The following is a 16,659-nucleotide window of genomic DNA, read 5'->3' as shown; positions in this document are numbered from 1 at the left end:
CAGGCAACAAAAAACCCGCCGTGGCGGGTTCTTCTAAGGGTAATCAGTCCCTCCATTTGGAGGTCGACAACGGCAGATTCGCTTCAGCGCTGCGCTCCATCCCCGGAGCACACCGTGCTTTTCAATAGCCAGCAAAGCGTAGTTGGAGCAGGTGGGCTCATACCGGCAGGCGGATCGAAGGCTAAGGGGAGCAACCCGCTGGTAGAGGCGGATTAGCTCCAACGACACGGCCTTCATCATGCCGGTCGGCGGAACGAAATCACGTAGTAGTCTGACACTGTCGCCTTCTTGCCAAACATCGCGTCAAAGCAACCAGGCTGCACAGACACACCAATTGTGTCCACACGATAGAACTCCCAGCCGTCCTCGGCGTGAGAATTCACCACCTGCTGAAGATAGGCGGCGGCCTCATTCCCTTTATGATTCTTGGCCTGAACTTCAACGTTCGGCGGAACTTGGACCATTTTGTATACGTACACTGCAGCATCCTTTCGAGAGTGTGATAAGGCAAAATGCTATCAGCGTTCCGCGTGACTAAGCTAGCTAAACCTTGTCTTGGGCATAGATAGAGGCCGAGATAATCGCCCCACCCCAACGGCGCTTGCCGATGCAGATCGGGACAGGGTTGCCGCTTGCGGTTGTGTTCTTGGCGCTGCCGAAGGCGTAACTCGGCAGGTTCTCGGGGGCAGCGCTTTGTGAGAGGCCTTTGGCCTGAGGACTGAGCATTTGAATGACGCCGCCGGCGACCAGTGCAATACCTACCTGAAGCGTTGGGGCTCCATAGAAACTGGCTACGATCAACACAGCCCCTACGATGGTCTGCAAGATCCCGCCTCGCTTGCTGCCTGATAAAACTGGCACGATCCGAATTTCGCTGGTGCCACCGCGACCCAGGTCATCCAAGCCAACGTTTTTACGGTTGCGGAAGATCGCGAACCGCATTCCCAGATTGTCGAGCCGCCTCACCTCATCCTCAAATCCAGTGAGGGTAGCCCGGAGCGCCTTGAAGACCTCCCAGCTTTGCCCGCTATCGATCTGCCGACGATGAGTGCGGCCGAACTTCTGGGCCAACGACCCAGAGAGCTTGATCGTGGTCATCGGTGCGTAGTGCGCTGCGGTTGTCACTATGTTTCCTCCAGGCAATAAAAAACCGCCCGAAGGCGGTCGTTTAAAAAGTGGTCGGCAATATGCCGACGTCTCCGTCGGTGGGTGTATAGACTCTATATTTCTTGGTCTGCCCCGACTTGACCAATGCTTCCGCTTCAAGTCGTTGAGCGTTCAGCCCACAAAGTGCTTTCCCCTCCAGCGCAGCCCCAACCGTCCACTCCCCCGCGGGAACACTGAAAGAGGCTTTCTCTTTAGGGTCGAGCTTTGCAACTGGCTGGCCATTGAGAAACACCGTTGCGTAGCAGCCGCCACCGATGAAGCCGCTGTCCCTGGTGACGATGATTGTTCCGCCGCCCTGGACTGGCGCCTGATACCCGCTAACCCTATCTGCAGGTGCTGGAGTCGCTTCACTCACCGGAACAGGCGATGTTGCGCACCCCGCAAGCATCGCCAGCCCCAAAGCGCAAATCAAAACTCGCATGTGATCCCTCCTTGTAGAGAAGGGATCGTAGCATCCTTGAATCTTGAACGTGCCGCGGAGGTCACTGCTGAGCATTGTAAACCCAGCTATTGGACACCGGCGTTGGCTTCTGGAAGATTCTGTCCCAATCACCCGCCCAAGAAGACCTGGTGGATACCTCGGAGATTTTCCAGTCAGCCTTGGAATCACTCCTCTCAAGAACGTATTGGAACGCCTCTCCAGCCTCCTTGCGCTTTCTATCATCACCAGTCAGTTCCGCGCCTGCCTCGGGCGGAGTGGTATTCCGAATCTGCGCCATAACTACCGCTCGCGTGTCGGACTGCACATCGACCTTCGTGATCTGGCGATCAAACGCATCGGCTGTTTCAGAACAGCTTGGGTCACTGTAAATATCGGGAGTGGAGAGCTCAGACAGTTTGTCCAGGTACGGACCCTGCATGCTCACGTAGTTCTTGCAGGCCTCGACGAACATAGCAGCGCCAGCGTCCTTCAATCGCCACCATGACTTGACAGCCATGTCAGGGGATTTCTTATTTACCTCCATGCTCGCTATAGCGTTGATGGAGGTGGCCAGAGCAGCATTCTGCTCGCTTTTGTCCAGACATCCAGACAGAACCACCGCCGCTAGTGAAATCACCACATATTGCTTCATGCCACCCTCCTTGTTGATGGTGGCAATCTACCATAGCTAGGTAACGAGAGCGGTGAACCACATACACAACGCCGCATTCTATACGGTATAGAATGCGGAAATGCGTATACACACTAGGCTCTACCGCCGCTCCGAGGCCGTCGCCGATTGAGTGGCGCACCAAGGGTGCCGCACAGGTGGAGCCCATTCTATACGTATAGAATGGGGCTTCCGTGGATACAGCTTTAGCCCTGCCGAAGATGCAAAAAGCCCAGCGCGGGGCTGGGCCAATTACCAATAGGAACCCTCTATGCTTTTTTAAGCTTGGCGCAGAACTCAGCTCTCACACTACAGCTTTGACGGCCAATTTTTGCGGCCTCTCCGCTTCCAGTGTGGCAATAAAGCTTCATTTCATAGCCCCGCTGAAGAATCCTGCCGTCTTCAGCCTCCTCCAGAACCTTAAGTTCAGGTTTATAAACAGACCACCCCTTCTCCCCGCCCTCTGAACCGGATGCGATAACCATCAAGCCATTTGGCACATCAGCATCTGTCATAACAGCTCTGGCGCTGCCACCATTCCAGCGCCCACCATGCTGTACGTAGTTCTTGTCCAAAAGTACGCCTCTGGGGAATTTGACAAGAACCGGCTGCGCCTCAACTTTCGCCTCCGCAAAATCCGCGTCATCAGAAGCATACGCCACCCCGACAGACTGAAACCCCATAGGACATTCTGCGAACACTGTAGTAGATACAAGCCCGAAGCATGCTACTGACAGTATGCTCAACGTGTGCTTACGCATTCCATCCATTATCACTCTCCTCGTTAACCTGCCCACACAGGGAATAGGTACTCACAGATTAGCGGGAAAAATTGAGAATGCTTGGATCCCGCAGCAGTGTCGCCTAGGCCCACGAAATCTAAACGGATCCTGTCCACTTATCCATCCCGGATGGACAGCCAGTACCCTCCTTGATGATAGAGGGGATCTACCATGGCTCAATCACAGTTACGGCTGACGGCGCGCCTGTCCCTCACCCCTCTCCGGATGATCATCCGCATACGAGGCAATTTCGGTCAAACAACTCGCAAGCAATTTCATAGCGTGCTGAGAAAACGGATTTTTCCCATTGGTGCATCCGACTGAGGTATATAGCTGGGTGGCCTCAAGACTGAATAAACGCCCGATTTTGAGAACTTCGCCATGTTCAACGATGCTATAGCGCTCATTTCTAAACGGAACTCCATCAGAGCGAAACACCGGACTACCATTGAAGGAGTATGCCTTGACGTTTGCCCTGTTGAGGGAAACGTGGATTGCGATCCCGCCCCCCAAGGAATGGCCCACAACTGTTATTTCTCTTGGAGAATATAAGTCCCGCACCTGGTCAAAAACAGCCAGCGCATAACCATTCTGTCGCTGGAAAATAGGGTTATTTCCACTTTTAAAGTCGGCCAGGGAATCTGTACCGCGGAATGCGAGAATATAATTTTCCTGATCGTTTTCTTTATACAGAGATGCGAAGAAGCCCATTCTCTTCTCTTCGAAATCTCTCACCCAACGGTAGCGGCCTGAGACATCGAATTGATCTGCGTCTTTATAGACATTGTAAGCAAGCTGTGCTGGCCCCACAGAGTGGCTAGCCAAACTTCGGATTTGATCACTCCAACCTGATGAGTGATCACGGCCAGCCTGCTTCACTTGCGACGAGTTGGTACATCCCACAAGAGCGGCCAGGATGACCAATAGCACACTCGCGATCCCTTTTTTAAACATTGGCACGCCCTCCCTGAGCCATAGTGAATCTTGGATCAGGTATAGCAATATTTACCACCCTGTCCACCCATCCAGCGTGGATGGAAAGCCAGTACCAGTCGGATCGCCGCCGTAGTAGCGTTGTGCCAACACACCGCAAGGGATAGCGTTATGATTAGCTACGCAGTACCAGAAGGATCTCGCTTCGTTCAGATTCGATTCATGGCATCAGATGGCAGTGTCAGCGACTTGCCACCGGGGAGACCGGTAGTTCATGCCTCTCTGAGATACGATCCAGATCATGGGAATGGTGCGAGAACTATTTCTGGCTTCAAAACCCTGTACGCGCTGGTGGATACCGGGGCCGATCACAATTATGCAAGCCCTGAGCTGATAGCCGATATCGGCTGTCCTCAGATCGGTACCACCCGGGTACGCACCGCAAGTGGCTGGGTTGACTCTACCCAGCACTTAGCCCACATTTTTCTCCCTGAAGTTGGGCAGCAGTACGAGACTGATATTTTTTCATCGCCGCTGGTCGACGAGGGGGAGCTCGGACAGCATCTGATCATCGGTGTGCTCGTCATTCGAATGGGCAGATTGGTTATGGACTTCCAAAGCAACGTCTACCGACTTTATGTGAGTTGAATTCGCCCTTGCCCAGGACTCGTATACGACACAGCTATCCGAGTCGCTGGATATCCACCGCTTCGATGCCCATTCTTTATGACCTCGCGCGTCGGATTCACTACTGATTGAAAATTCACAATTTATTGCTTTCGATTTCATATCGCCTCTCGATGACGCAACACAAGGCGCGTCCGGTCGAGCCATGGGCCGCCGAACACGATGATTTCTGATGGCCTGCCGTACAGGTGGTGCAGCAGGAAGGGTCCAGGCCCGAAGACCTGCGGGTGCCGCTCTGGCAACTGCACGTCGGCACCCAGGTAGATGCCTGCGTGGTTCGGGTGCGCGGTACGCCCCACCGCCATCACCACCAAGTCCCCGCGCTGTGGCTGGCTGACCTGGTAGAAGCCGGCGGCCTCGTAGGTCTGCTCGTACAGGCTCGGGCCATCGGGCCTCTCCCACCAGCCGTCCTCCCGCACATACGTAGGGAAATCCAGCCCCCATTCCCGCCTGTACCAGTCGGCACACACCTGCCAGCAGTCCCAGGCACCGTGCACGAACGGTCGCCCCAGCAGCGGCGTGTCGCCGGTAGGGGTGATGGTCCGCAGGTCACCCTCGGGCCAGGACAAGATGTGCCACGGCAGGCCGGTGGCTTCGCACATAGCCAGGTCGCGCGGTGACGGCCGGCTGGTGGCGTCTGGATGCGAATGCACGATGCCGATCACCTTCCCCTGGTCTTCCGCCTCGGCGTACTGCTCCGGGGAGATACGGAATTCTTCGGTCGGCTCGCTGGCCACGTTCGCGCAGGGGAAGTAGACCTGCTTGCGGTCCACGGCCAGGAGCAGGCCGCAGGATTCCGCTGGGTAGCAATCCGAGGCGTGTTTCGCGATAGCTATCAGTATGTGCTTGCGCATAAAAAAACCCGCATCTCTGCGGGCTCCTTATTCAATTTGATCTCTTCCGCCTTGGCTCCGGCGGAGTATTCACGGCGTCACTATGCGACCATCCTTTTCTAATCCTTGCTCGGATCGTGACCTTCTGAATACCAGTGATTTCAGCCCATTCAGAAATGCAGCGTGTCTCACCATTGGCCGTCAACATATGGTTGTTACGTTTGTTTCTTTGCTGTTCAACGCTTGAGGCCCAACGACAGTTACCCGGCTCATAGTCACCGGTCACATGGATACGATCTAGGGTGGTGCCCTCAGGCCGCTCCCCCATGTCCGAAAAGAACGACGCGAAGTCTCTCCACCGCTCATGCACGGCAACTCCAGCCCCTCCATAGTCTTGGTAATTGGGTGCGCGCGGATTTGTGCATCTGGCCACCATGCTGTTCCATGAACGATAGGTTGGCGTTCCGTACATCCCATGCTTCACCTTGAGATCGAGATCCAAGCAACCGCAGGACTTGGTGCGGCCGTTACGCAGCGCTTGCGAACCGTAGGTTTTTTCGACTCCGCACTCGCACTTACACCACCATCTGGAGGAGGTACTTTTGAAGCCCGCCTCCCCCGAAAACTTGCCTAGAACAACGAGCCGACCAAAAATCTGGCCGGTTAGGTCAATCAGCTTGGCCATCTTCATACCCCTACAGTACGAACCCTAATCGGAAGGAGCGGCAGGTCGGTTAGGGTCCGACTTTTCGGGAGCTACCCTAGCCGCTTGGTAACTCTACTACGACCTGGCGATAAGGGAGACGGCTGGGAACCCACCGAAGCTATTTGGGTTTCCCTCACCAAACCGCACAACGCAGCCCGAGTCCAGACAGCCATTGCATTGATCTTTCGCAGGATCGTCGGTCGGGTTGCCGTCCATGTCGTAGTACGGTCCGGTGTAGCCGCAATTTGGCCCGCGATAGCCATTGGTCATGGCCCAGTGGCAGAGTTGGGTCATCTGCCGTCCGATCGTCTCGCCGCCGACGTCGCCGGGACTGGCTAGCTCCCAGGCCACATGCGTGCCGTTCTCGGAGACCTTCTGGTCGATGAACCAGACCTCGATGCTCTCCTCGTTCGGGTCGGCCTCTGGGTTACCACCGGGAAAATTGGCGGCATCGAGGTACCGCTTCAGCGTGTGGCGGAATGTCAGTTGGAACTCCAACAGATCATCGAACGCCAAGCACAGAGCAGTGATGCGGCCATTGACATTGCCCACCGACAGCGTGGGCCGCACTGCAGTGCCGTCGGAGTTCACGCTGATGCCATCGATCTGCATGGGCCAGGCGCTGTACTCCTCGCCCTGCCACCAGATCGACTTTGCCGGCAGTTGATCGGCGTCAGCGCCGGCCGCCGCCAGCTCTTCGGGCGTGTGCGGGATGGAGTGCCCGTGGAACCGCAGCACATCGGCACCGAAGTCCGAACCGTCGAGTTCGAACAGCAGCACCTCGCTACCTGGCTCCAAGAGCTGGATGTCTCGAATGAATGACATGGATGGTCCTTACGGGTGGTTCGCCCGCTGGAAGGTGGCGGTCACCTTGAACCGCCCTCCGCCCACTGGTGTGGGCTTGGGATCGGTGCAGGTGAACAGCCCCAGGTCGCCGAGCGGGGTTGTCCAGAGGAAGGCCTTGGCACCGGCGTGCCGGTCGAGAAAGTCTATGACCTGGCGCACCACAGCCTTTGTCCCGTTCACGGTGACCGGATAGCTGTCCTCCTTGTTGTTGGGGCCGTCGCCGACCACCTGCCGGTACCCGCCACCGAACCGCGATTCGAGCACCCGGTACTTGATATCCGGCGTCTCGCCTCTGGAGGTCGGCCAACGGAATGTCTCGATCGCCATCAGCCCCTCCGATTCACGTTGCGATAGCTGACACCGCCTGGGCGCCACGAGTCAGCCACAGCTCTTTCGGCCGCGGCTTGCATCTGCTTCTGCATGTTTTGCTGCAGGAGTGCTGGATTGAGCTCGCCGCCCTGCCCGCTGGTGTCCTGAGTGTTGACGCTGACCGATGCGCTCACCTGGATGGAAGTGCCGCTCGTGGACGCGCTCGAAATCTGCCGCGGTATCGGCAGTGACGTCACAAGACCACCGTCGGAATAACCACGGCTGTTCAATGTTTCGAGGTAGTCCAGCATGCCCGGCTGGCTCACAACTTCCCGGCGAAGCACGAACTCGCCGGCATGGACGATACCGGCCGGGTCATACTTGCCGCCCTCACCGGTGTAGCCGCCATCCGAAAACGTCGGGGTGTAAGTCATGCCGGATGAAGCGCTACCCAGCCCGTAGTCAAACCCGCCCGACCCAGCAGCACCGGCGGCCCCTGATGCGCCCGTCGAGGCTGCGGTGCCTCCTCCTCCGAACCAGGCGCCCAGCGCAGTGCCAGCGATACTGGACAGCAATCCCGAGGCCGCTTGCCTTGTCGCGATCCGCGCCATGTCAGCAATGATCGACTTGGTGAAATCGGCGAAGGAGAACTTGCCAGTCATGGCGAAGTTCACGACCGCATCCTCCATGCTGGAGAACGCATTGGTGAACAGGCTTTTGGTTTGCCCGGCCACATCCCGAGCCTGCTCCAGGTAATTCTGGAAAGCTGACGATGCACCCTTGCGCCAGTCGCCCTGGGCCTCCGAAATCTTGTCATAGTTGTCCACGACCGTATCTCGGTACTTATCCTCTGCCTTGCCCAAGATGACCAGGTCGCGCTCGTAATCGTTCTGGCTGTACTTATCCGGCGCGGTGCGGCGGCGATCGAGAAGCTTTGCTCGCTCGTCATTGAACCGGTCGGTGACGCCATCAAGATCGCGCTGCAAGCCTTGCTGACGATCTCCAAGGCCGATAGCGTTCGCAGTCCTCGTGCCCGAGGTCGAAAGCGCAGCACGCTGCCGCTCCAACTGATCCACGTAGTCCTGGGTAGCAGCGGTCTGCTTGGCCAGCCTGCCCTGTTCATTGGTCGCCAGCACGGAGAGTTCGGTATCGGAGTCCTTCTGTGCCTTGACCATGGCGGATCGTGCGTCGGCAATCTTCTGGTCGAGCTGAATGCGCTGCTGGGCGCTGGTGCTGCTCCGGCCCTTGGCTTCTTCCAGCGCCCTGATCTCGGCCTCGTAGGCGTTGGTGACCTCGGCCTTCTCCTGCTCGGCCATTGCGATACGCTGGGCGGCGTACGACTCCTGGGAGATCAAGCCTGCCTTCTGCGCCGCGTCCAGTTCCTTCTGGTGGTTCTTGTACTCGGCCAGGATCGCGTTCAGTGCGTTCTTCTGGTCGTTGAACCCGGAGAGGTTAACCGCAGAAGCTCGTCCAGCAGCAGGCTTGAACTTTGCCTTGGTCTGCGCCTCCAGAGCAGCTTCCTGCTCAGCAGTGATCGTATAGCCAGCGCGGCGCGCCTCGGCAACTTCGCGTTTATTGTCTTCGAGGGCCTTCTTCAGTATTTCAGACTTCGGAGCGGTGCTTTCGATCGCCTTCTGCAGAGCCTGATAGGCCTTCGTACCCCTCTCAACTGCACTCGCCTCGAACATGGCGGCTCGCGCCCTGGCTTGGTCATCAACCTCCTGCTGAAGAACCGCTGTCCACTCTTTGCCAATCTCTGCTCTGCTGCCCTGCGCAGCCTCAAAACCGGACAGCAGCCCGCCCCCCAGGCCGCCAGCACCAATGTTCGCTCGCTGCTCAAGCCGACGGAGCTTGTCCTCAAAGGCATCCTCTCGACCGATGTCGAGAAATGCATCCCAGGCCCCCTTAGCCGCACCCTTAGCAGAGTCCCAGGCGCGTTCTACATACCCCAAATTACGCTGTATCTCTTCGGCGCGCTTCGTCAGGGCATCTGCATATGCACCCTCGGCAATTTGCTGAGCCCCAAGGGTGTCTCCTTGCTCTTGAAGTGCATGAATCTGACTGAAAACGGCCGAGGTCAAAAAATGATATTTTTCGTTAAGGGCAACTACTGCCTTAACGGGATCATCTGCAAGTTTCGCAAATTCAGCCACAGTTTCTGACGCAGCCCTTCCTGTCGCCTTCTCGAACGAGAGGGCGGCAATCGCGATCTGCTCAAAGCTGGAGCTGACAATTTTTCCGGTTCCTGCGAGCTGAGCTAGAACAGCGGCAGCTGCTCCCGTGGTGCCCACGGTCGAGCCAACCTGTTTCGCCATTGTGGCCAGACCAGAGGTCGTGGCACCCGCCGCATTTCCTGTCGTCACCAGACTCTGACGAAACGCATCTTGCTCCTTACTTCCTTGATAGTACGCAAGACCCAGAGCGGCAAGTGCGGCTCCTGCGGCAGTCAGCGGGGTCACCAGCCCAGCCACATAGCCACCCAATGCTCGGGCGGCCGGCCCGATGCCACCAAGGGAATCTTTCAACTGACCGCCTTGTTGAATGGCCACCATCATCAGAGGCTGGCCGCCTGCGATGGATGTCACGATGTCTGTGAACTGCATCGGGACCATGCGCAGGGCTGCAGCGGTTTGCTTGGCCGTCATCCCAGTCCTGTTCAGCGCGGTATCGGCGCCACCCAGGGCTGTGCGAGCCTGGTCGATCTTCGCCTGGTACTCGCCGAACGTCTCCGCATCGAGCGCCCCGCTGGAGCGAAAGCCCTTCAGCTTCTGCTCCATTTGGTCCAGTCGGCTCATCGCAGCGACGGTTGGATCGATCTTGCCCAGTAACTCATCCAGCGCCTGACCTTCGTCCCTATGCGCGCCGGCCGTCTTCCTCGCGGCATCTGCCAGGCGGTCTTCTGTTGCAATGATGGCCTGCGCACGGCTGTTGATAGCGGCCTGACGGCTGGCGTTGTCTGAAAGGACAGCGTTCGCCTGAGCGGTCACCTCTGCCGTCTGGGCCGTTGCCCGGTTCAGCGTCTGGACATACTCGCTGGCTTCCATCGAAGCCCTTGCCACCGCCAGAATCCTGGCCTGTTGCTCGTCGGCGGACTCCGCAGCCCGCCGTCCGGCTTGGGCGCCAGCGTCAGTCGCAGAGGTGAGCACCTCCTGAACCTTTCCCGCCTGCGCAGCTTCGGTCCGGAAGGCCGTCATGTTGGCCGCGGCGCTGCTGAAGGCCGTGGAGGCGCTGGTGACCGCACGCCCCACGGTAGCCATCTGCTGCGCGAGCTCAGATTGCTTGGCGTTGAGCACCTGCAATTCCTGCACGATCTGCCGGGTGTCACCCTGCAGACTGCCCAATGCAGACTCCCAGGCCCTCCCCGTCTTGCCCGCTGACTCTTCGCTGCGCTTGCCAGCGTCAGTCAGTTGATCGAGGTTGTCCTTGGCCTCGACGGCGTCACCGGAATCGATCTGCAGGCCGAGAGAGGCAATGGTGGTCATGATCTACTCCAAGGATTCGGCCATGACGGCCAGGGCCTCGACCTCCATCACGCGGAGATCGGGGAAAATGTCAGTGAGGTCGCGGCGCTTGATGCCGAGCATTGCAGCTGTGGAGGGAATGGCGGTGTAGTCGAGGCCCGAAGGACCGCCGGGTCCCAGACGCCACTGGGTACCCATGGCATCGAACAGGCGGAAGGCGGGCCAGGCGTCAGGCCAGACCTCTACCTCTTCCTCCTCGATGTCGTCCGGGGTCAGGCCCAGAGCTGCCAGTTGCTCGGCGGACGGGCCTCGCTCGTAGCAGGCCCTGGCCGCCGTCCTCAGTTTCCCAGGCGGGCCGGGCTGTACGCTGACTGGAAGGCATCGATCACTGCCTTCGGAGCGCCGGTGCAGGTACTCACCAGGTCGACAATTGCTTCCTGGCTGAACTCGTCCTCCAGATCCCAGCCGGTGACAATTTCACCCAGCTGCTCGGCCTGCAGGGCGATTTCACCAGCGGTCACCTCCTCCCAGGTAGCACCGTCATTCTTGGCTGCCTCCGCCCAGGCATCGCGCGCCTTGTTCCAGCGGTCGAACATGCCGGCCAGGGTCACACGGTCCATGTAGCGGAACTGGAACTCCACGGGAGCCGGCTCGGCGCCGATGCGCGGCACCTGCACCAGAGTCGTGAAGGTGGGGTTCTGCGCGATCTTGATCTTCGCCATGAAGACTCCTTACGCACCGGCCATGTAGCGGACGGGGCGGCCCGACAGGGCGATGCTGATGGTTCGGGTCATGAGCTGGTTGCGCTCCATGGTCGGGGTGCTGGTGATACTCACATACCCCGGGTACAGGATCTGATCGCCGCCGGGCAGCTTGAGACGCACCACCGTCAGCTCTTTGCTGTCGCCGTAGCCCTCGACCAGAGCCACGTAGGCGGCGCTCGGCTGATCCTCGACCGTGATCGACAGGGTGATCGGGTTGCGGTTGGTGGGGAACTGACGGTCGTCATCGTCTTCCAGGTAGCCGACGGTCAGGTACTGCTGCTCGCCACCCGAGGATGCGAAGGAAGTGACCTTGGAGATCTGCGCCCAGGACGACACCGGCAGGACGGAACCCAGGCCGGCGCCGGGAGTGAACTTGTCGGTATTGGTGGTGTTGAGTCCACCCAAGGAAAAGGCGCCGGCAGCAACATTCGATGCGCGAACAGCACGGTCCGCGATCAGTGCCCAACCGGAGCTCACCAGCAGGATGTCACCGTTCTCGATTTCGTGGCCGGCAGCGGTGGCAACCGGTGGCGCGGCGTTGGTCAGTGCCGTGAAGGCGACAGCCGCGCTGAGCGCCGCGGCGATCTCCAGCACAGAGCCGTTCGGCAGCGGGAATTTTGCAGCCATGGAGTGATTCCTCATTGTTGCCCGCCGAGCGGCGGTTGGTTATGCCCCAGCGGGCGGTTGGTCCGCGATGCCGCGGTATGTGAAGCTGGCGGGGACCGTGTAGGTCGCCGACTCGGTGATGGTTGGCCCCTGCTCGAGTGGGTCCGTGACGATGCCGTCGAAGCCGTTGCGACTGAGGGGCGAGTCGACCCGGAACAGGTCCGAAAGGTCTTCGACCAGAGCTTCGGCAGCCGCCAGCGCCTGGCCTGCGGGACAGATGATGCTGACCTGGTACACGCCGGCGTACTCGTAGGCTTCGCCGCCCAGGTACCGGCAGGTGGTGCCCGCAGGGAGTTGGAAGGCCTGCAGGTAAGTTTCACCGGGCTGCGCTTCGAAACCCTGCTCGAAGTTCGCCACTCGGATCGGGCGTGCCGAGGCCCAGGCCATGAGCTTGATCTCGATGGCCTGTCGGGCTCGTGCTTGACTCATGTCCGATGAGTCCTGATGGCGTCTTCGACAATGCGCTGAAAGTCCGCGACGGTGACTCGCACCATGCCCGCCGGCGCTTGGGAACTATGGCCATACTCCAAAGGAATGGCGTATGGCAGGTTGTTGACGATGTAGGCGACCTCGCCGGCAGTGAGGTCGCCAGCCGCCACGATGATCCGGTCGAGTGTCTCGCCGGCGGTCTCGATGTCCTCGATCTCGCCAGCAGCCGGCACGCCGGTCGTGAGTTGCCAGTTGCTGCGGAAACGCCCGCCTACATAACCCTGGCCAACCTTGCGAACACCAAACCCGAAGTTTTCGCGCTGCTCGCGCTTGGTCAGCGGCTTGCGCAACCGCAAACCGCCCTTCAGGTTACCGCTCTTGGTGTAGTTGGCCTGGTTCGAAGTGATGCTGGCATTGATGGCCTCTGCCTTCGCGTTGTACGCAGCGATCTGCCCCGCTGCGCTGCCCTGGGCCTCGACGTTGACCTTCCAGATATCAGGGTTGCCGACCGGCGACATGGTCACCAGCTTGCGGCCCACCATGATGACGACCTCGCGAAAGGTCAGGTCCATCGTCTCCTTCGCCGCTTCTGCGAACTGCTCGATTGCAGCAGCAAAGCTGCCCTCCAGGCCGCCGTAGCGCCTGGTCATGTGTGAGCCGCGTGGCATGATCACTTCCTCAGTTGGATGGTCCAGGTGGCCTTGGCGGGGTCCTGGCCGACGTTGATGACCCGGTAGCCGCTGATCTGGTCGCCGATGGCTGGAACGGCAGGTGTTGCATTGGCGCCCTCCTCCATGAGTAGCTCGTTCTGCAACACCTTGAGGCGCACGTCAGAGGCAAGGATGCGAGTGCCGTCGACCTCCCTGCTCTTGTACTGCCCGAAGACACCGCGACCCAGGTAGTGAACGGTGGTCGATGTGCTGCCGCCCAGCTCAGGGTCGTAGGCGCCTTGCACGGATCGGCTACCCTCGACGCGCCTGAGTGCTTCGGCCAGGTCGGTGTCGAATGCGCGGGCCAGCTCAGCCTGCAGCTCGCTGCGAATACCCATATCACCCCCTCACGACCTTGACCTGGCCGGTACCGAGGTACGGCGCCAGCAAGGCCAAGGCGAACGACTCTCCAGCGCTGATAGCCCGGGAAGTGGCCGAGTAGGTCTTGCTGGTGGATACCCCGTCGGCACCGACCGACTTGCTCAGCACGCCCGTTTCCTTGGCCTGGTAGAGGTTGCCGGCAGCGGCCTCCTTGGCGACCTCGGCTCCTGCCTGTACGACATTGGCCGGCACCGAATCGAACTCCGGCAGCTTCAGGTTGGTGAGCCAGGTGTTGGCCATCAGCACCGAGCGGGACTTCTGATCCTGAGACGCCCAACCGCCCCCCAGCAGGTCATCCACCTGCTCGATGCTGATGTAGGCCGTCATTACTGCGCCTCGGCCAGCAACTTCTGCAGGCCTTCCAGCGTAGCGCCTGGCTCGAACTGGATACCCTTTTCAGTCAGCTTGGCCTGAACGTCGGCCACTGCGGCGGCCTGTTCCAGCAGGGCTTCCAACTGCGACTTCGAGGCCCCCGCCTTGTACTCGATGCCGAGGGCGTCCAGCTTGGCTTTGATGTCGGCCACGGAGCCTTCCTTGACTGCCGCCGCCTCGAAAAGGGTGTGAATGCTCTCGTCGTAGGCTCCCGCATCGATGACAACGAAGTCGCCCTGGTCTTTACCCCAAGGTTTCACCTTCAGCGTTTTGTCGCTCATGGCCTTGCTCCTTCTGCAATGACCGGCGCCGAAGCGCCGACCTGATGGTGGGGTCAGCCCAGCAGGCTGACGATGTGTTCGCTCTTGACCGCCTTGGTGCCCCAGGCCAGCGACACCTCGTACTGCATCTGCCGGTACTGCGCGTACATCGCCACCTCGAAGGTCAGGCCGCTGATCGGGTCAGTGACCAGCATGCGGTCGATCGCCGAGTCACCCTGCGGCGGAAGAGCCGGTGCACGGGTAGCCAGCGCGATGGCCGAACGGGCGAACGCGGCGCTGCGCGTACTGGCGGACACAACGGTGACCGCGGTCGCCGCGGCCGGGATGGCCTTGCGCAGGCCTGGCGCGGCCAGGGTGATGGTGCCGCCGTTGGAAACATCGGTATCACCAGCAGCAACGACGTATTTGTTGCTGTCGCCAGCGAAAGTGATGATGTCGCCCGCCAGAACGCCACCGGTACCAGCCGATGCCAGAACGATGGCGGTAGCGCCAACGGCATAGCCTGCGGTGTTGGTGGTCGCGGCGGCAGCACTGCCGATGATCGGGGTTTTGATCTGGGCCGACTCGCGAATCGCGAAGCCATGGACATCCAGCAGCACGCCGCGGCGCAGCAGGCTGTCGTCGTTGGCTTCGTTCGCCTTCGACAACTGGGTCAGGGTTCGCATGTTTGCGCCGGCGGAGGTGTCGATCACCATCTGTAGGTCGCCGAGGGGCGCTCCGTTGTCAGAGAGGATGCGACGCAGTTGGGCGCTATCGGCCAGGTTGCTGGCAAACGGCGTGGTTCCGGGGGTGCCGTAAGCGCGAGAGGCGTTGATGGCCACTGCGGCCAGGTCGGCCTCGACCTCGTTGACCAGGGTGCGCATGCCCTGGGCCATCTGATCCCGCAGGATGACGTTGAACGAGGCGCCGTTATTATCCAGGCCCAGCTTCTCTTCGCCGTTCCAACGGATGGGAACACGGCGAGCCTTGTTGATGGTCAACGACACGCCGCCGACTTGCTGGTCGCCATCGTTGGGCGAAGTGACACCCGGAGTGATATCGGTCGCGACCGCACCGTTGGTAACCGGCGAAGTGACGGTCTGACCGACAGCGGCACGCGCGAAGGTCATGTCCGAAGACACGGCCGGGATGAAGCCCACCAGTTCGCGCGAGACGACGTCGAGGGCGTTGTAGATGGTTGGCACCAGGCCAGTCAGGGTGTTGCTCATGTGCATCTCCTAGGGATCGGCGTTTGGGTGTTGTGAATGCGGGTCATCCGACCCAAGCGCCGCCCCCTGTCCAGGGGTGCGGCAGAGATTGTTGTCCGGCCGTCACTCGGTGACGGTGCCGCCCGTGCTTACGAAGGAGGACTTCTCGGCCGGGCTCAGCTGGTCGAATTGCTGGCGGGTTACCGACTTCTTGCCACCGCTGCCACCGCCACCGCCGTTCGGGGCGCCGCCACCGTTGGCTCCCGAGCTCTTCAGGATGTAGTCCTTATGGGGATAGCGCTCGACGAGGGTTTCCAGCGCCTCGTCGAAGTCTGCGAGCTCACCGGCGCGAACCCTGGAGAAGATCTTGTTGCCGTCGTCGCCGTAGGCCACGACCTTGCCTTCCTCGACCTTGAAGGCCTTACCGAAGTGGGATTCGACCATGTCGGCGGGGATGGCGAACTTCTCGCTGATCAGCTTCGAGCCCTTGAACGAGCCGCCGATCAGCAGGTTGTGGATGGTCTGGTCGCGCTGGGCCAGGCCTTGCTGAGCCTTGGCGAGCTCTTCGGTGTGCGTCTTGCTGGCAGCAGCCACCTGGTCCTGAGCGGCCTTCTGAGCGGCGAGCTTGATCTCTTCGACCTTGCCGGCGGCGATGAGCTTGCCTTCGTCGATGTTCTTGATGGTCTCCAGCGCCTTACGGGCCGCTTCACCATCCTCGATCCCATCGAACAGCTTCAGCTTGCCCTCGGCAGCTTCGGCACGCTCGCGGTGGGACTTGGCCTCGCCGTTCAGGCGGGAGATGGTCCCGGCGGTTCCGGCCGCATCGAAAGGCAACTCTTTGCCGTCGTCGTAGATGTAGACAGGCTTGCCGTCTTGAAGCACTGCATGGCCTTGGTCGTCGAGTTTCAGTTTCATATCGGTCTCCGGGCATCCGCCCATGGCAGGCCATCCGGCCCTGTTGCGCCCCGCTCATCCGAACCGCGGGCATAAAAAAGCCCCGCACGTGGCGAGGCGTCGAGATTCCGCGCCACAAAAGCGCGGCGGTCTGTTTCGT

General features: G+C 60.0%; 23 protein-coding genes. 1 reads left to right on the top strand and 22 read right to left on the bottom strand.

Annotated elements, in window-relative coordinates; all coding sequences use genetic code 11:
* Window positions 1-33: 33 nt before the first annotated feature.
* From yidD to CHB99_RS05460, 7 genes are all read right to left on the bottom strand, one after another.
* Window positions 34-237: a membrane protein insertion efficiency factor YidD gene (gene yidD, locus CHB99_RS05490; RefSeq protein WP_084702733.1), complete on the bottom strand. Its 204-nt coding sequence runs from the start codon at window positions 235-237 to the stop codon at window positions 34-36.
* Window positions 237-479, bottom strand: a complete 243-nt coding sequence (locus CHB99_RS05485) for a DUF4177 domain-containing protein (protein WP_042125075.1) — start codon at window positions 477-479, stop codon at window positions 237-239. The genes yidD and CHB99_RS05485 overlap by 1 nt, the downstream gene beginning before the upstream one ends.
* 64 nt (window positions 480-543) lie before the next feature.
* The gene (locus CHB99_RS05480) at window positions 544-1,098 is read right to left on the bottom strand and encodes a tail assembly protein (protein ID WP_042125074.1); all 555 of its coding nucleotides are present in this window, start codon (window positions 1,096-1,098) and stop codon (window positions 544-546) included.
* Window positions 1,099-1,168: 70 nt separating this feature from the next.
* Entirely contained in the window at window positions 1,169-1,588 is a 420-nt protein-coding gene (locus CHB99_RS05475; RefSeq protein WP_042125072.1) for a hypothetical protein, read from the bottom strand.
* A 61-nt stretch (window positions 1,589-1,649) separates the two neighbouring features.
* Window positions 1,650-2,240, bottom strand: a complete 591-nt coding sequence (locus CHB99_RS05470; RefSeq protein WP_042125069.1) for a hypothetical protein — start codon at window positions 2,238-2,240, stop codon at window positions 1,650-1,652.
* 287 nt (window positions 2,241-2,527) lie between these two features.
* A complete protein-coding gene (locus CHB99_RS05465) occupies window positions 2,528-3,028 on the bottom strand; it encodes a hypothetical protein (protein ID WP_141137246.1) in 501 nt (166 codons plus the stop codon).
* Window positions 3,029-3,226: 198 nt separating this feature from the next.
* Complete coding sequence (locus CHB99_RS05460; RefSeq protein WP_141137245.1) at window positions 3,227-4,042, bottom strand: Tle-like phospholipase domain-containing protein; 816 nt, start codon at window positions 4,040-4,042, stop codon at window positions 3,227-3,229.
* A 102-nt stretch (window positions 4,043-4,144) separates the two neighbouring features.
* On the opposite strand from CHB99_RS05460, the gene CHB99_RS05455 reads away from it, so the two are divergent.
* Window positions 4,145-4,621, top strand: a complete 477-nt coding sequence (locus tag CHB99_RS05455) for a hypothetical protein (protein ID WP_141137244.1) — start codon at window positions 4,145-4,147, stop codon at window positions 4,619-4,621.
* Between the two features lie 137 nt (window positions 4,622-4,758).
* On the opposite strand, the gene CHB99_RS05450 is transcribed toward CHB99_RS05455, so the two are convergent.
* From CHB99_RS05450 to CHB99_RS05385, 15 genes are all read right to left on the bottom strand, one after another.
* Window positions 4,759-5,514, bottom strand: a complete 756-nt coding sequence (locus CHB99_RS05450; protein WP_042125064.1) for a C40 family peptidase — start codon at window positions 5,512-5,514, stop codon at window positions 4,759-4,761.
* Between the two features lie 31 nt (window positions 5,515-5,545).
* Complete coding sequence (locus tag CHB99_RS29415) at window positions 5,546-6,178, bottom strand: hypothetical protein (protein WP_042125191.1); 633 nt, start codon at window positions 6,176-6,178, stop codon at window positions 5,546-5,548.
* Between the two features lie 96 nt (window positions 6,179-6,274).
* Entirely contained in the window at window positions 6,275-7,024 is a 750-nt protein-coding gene (locus CHB99_RS05445; protein WP_042125063.1) for a phage minor tail protein L, read from the bottom strand.
* Between the two features lie 9 nt (window positions 7,025-7,033).
* A complete protein-coding gene (locus CHB99_RS05440) occupies window positions 7,034-7,372 on the bottom strand; it encodes a phage tail protein (protein ID WP_042125062.1) in 339 nt (112 codons plus the stop codon).
* Entirely contained in the window at window positions 7,372-10,836 is a 3,465-nt protein-coding gene (locus CHB99_RS05435; RefSeq protein WP_042125060.1) for a phage tail tape measure protein, read from the bottom strand. The genes CHB99_RS05440 and CHB99_RS05435 overlap by 1 nt, the downstream gene beginning before the upstream one ends.
* A 3-nt stretch (window positions 10,837-10,839) precedes the next feature.
* Window positions 10,840-11,091 (bottom strand): DUF1799 domain-containing protein, encoded by a 252-nt coding sequence (locus CHB99_RS05430; RefSeq protein ID WP_042125189.1) that lies wholly within the window; start codon window positions 11,089-11,091, stop codon window positions 10,840-10,842.
* Between the two features lie 62 nt (window positions 11,092-11,153).
* A complete protein-coding gene (locus tag CHB99_RS05425) occupies window positions 11,154-11,537 on the bottom strand; it encodes a phage tail assembly chaperone (RefSeq protein ID WP_042125058.1) in 384 nt (127 codons plus the stop codon).
* A gap of 9 nt (window positions 11,538-11,546) precedes the next feature.
* Entirely contained in the window at window positions 11,547-12,206 is a 660-nt protein-coding gene (locus CHB99_RS05420; protein ID WP_042125056.1) for a phage tail protein, read from the bottom strand.
* Between the two features lie 39 nt (window positions 12,207-12,245).
* A complete protein-coding gene (locus tag CHB99_RS05415; RefSeq protein WP_042125054.1) occupies window positions 12,246-12,674 on the bottom strand; it encodes a phage tail terminator-like protein in 429 nt (142 codons plus the stop codon).
* The gene (locus tag CHB99_RS05410) at window positions 12,671-13,324 is read right to left on the bottom strand and encodes a hypothetical protein (protein WP_245655607.1); all 654 of its coding nucleotides are present in this window, start codon (window positions 13,322-13,324) and stop codon (window positions 12,671-12,673) included. Before CHB99_RS05410 ends, CHB99_RS05415 begins: the two co-directional genes overlap by 4 nt.
* Before the next feature lie 20 nt (window positions 13,325-13,344).
* The gene (locus CHB99_RS05405) at window positions 13,345-13,722 is read right to left on the bottom strand and encodes a hypothetical protein (RefSeq protein WP_042125049.1); all 378 of its coding nucleotides are present in this window, start codon (window positions 13,720-13,722) and stop codon (window positions 13,345-13,347) included.
* A 1-nt stretch (window position 13,723) separates the two neighbouring features.
* A complete protein-coding gene (locus CHB99_RS05400; RefSeq protein ID WP_042125047.1) occupies window positions 13,724-14,092 on the bottom strand; it encodes a hypothetical protein in 369 nt (122 codons plus the stop codon).
* Window positions 14,092-14,418, bottom strand: coding sequence for a hypothetical protein (locus CHB99_RS05395; protein ID WP_042125045.1), 327 nt, complete (start codon window positions 14,416-14,418; stop codon window positions 14,092-14,094). Before CHB99_RS05395 ends, CHB99_RS05400 begins: the two co-directional genes overlap by 1 nt.
* Window positions 14,419-14,471: 53 nt before the next feature.
* Complete coding sequence (locus CHB99_RS05390) at window positions 14,472-15,626, bottom strand: major capsid protein (RefSeq protein ID WP_042125043.1); 1,155 nt, start codon at window positions 15,624-15,626, stop codon at window positions 14,472-14,474.
* A gap of 102 nt (window positions 15,627-15,728) precedes the next feature.
* On the bottom strand, window positions 15,729-16,520 hold the full coding sequence (locus CHB99_RS05385; protein ID WP_042125041.1) for a DUF6651 domain-containing protein: 792 nt from the start codon (window positions 16,518-16,520) through the stop codon (window positions 15,729-15,731).
* Between the last annotated feature and the right edge of the window lie 139 nt (window positions 16,521-16,659).

The sequence above is a fragment of the Pseudomonas japonica genome (assembly GCF_900188455.1).
Classification (GTDB): Bacteria; Pseudomonadota; Gammaproteobacteria; order Pseudomonadales; family Pseudomonadaceae; genus Aquipseudomonas; species Aquipseudomonas japonica.
Note: the sequence above shows the minus strand (reverse complement) of the source record. Positions and strands in the feature narration are given on the sequence as shown.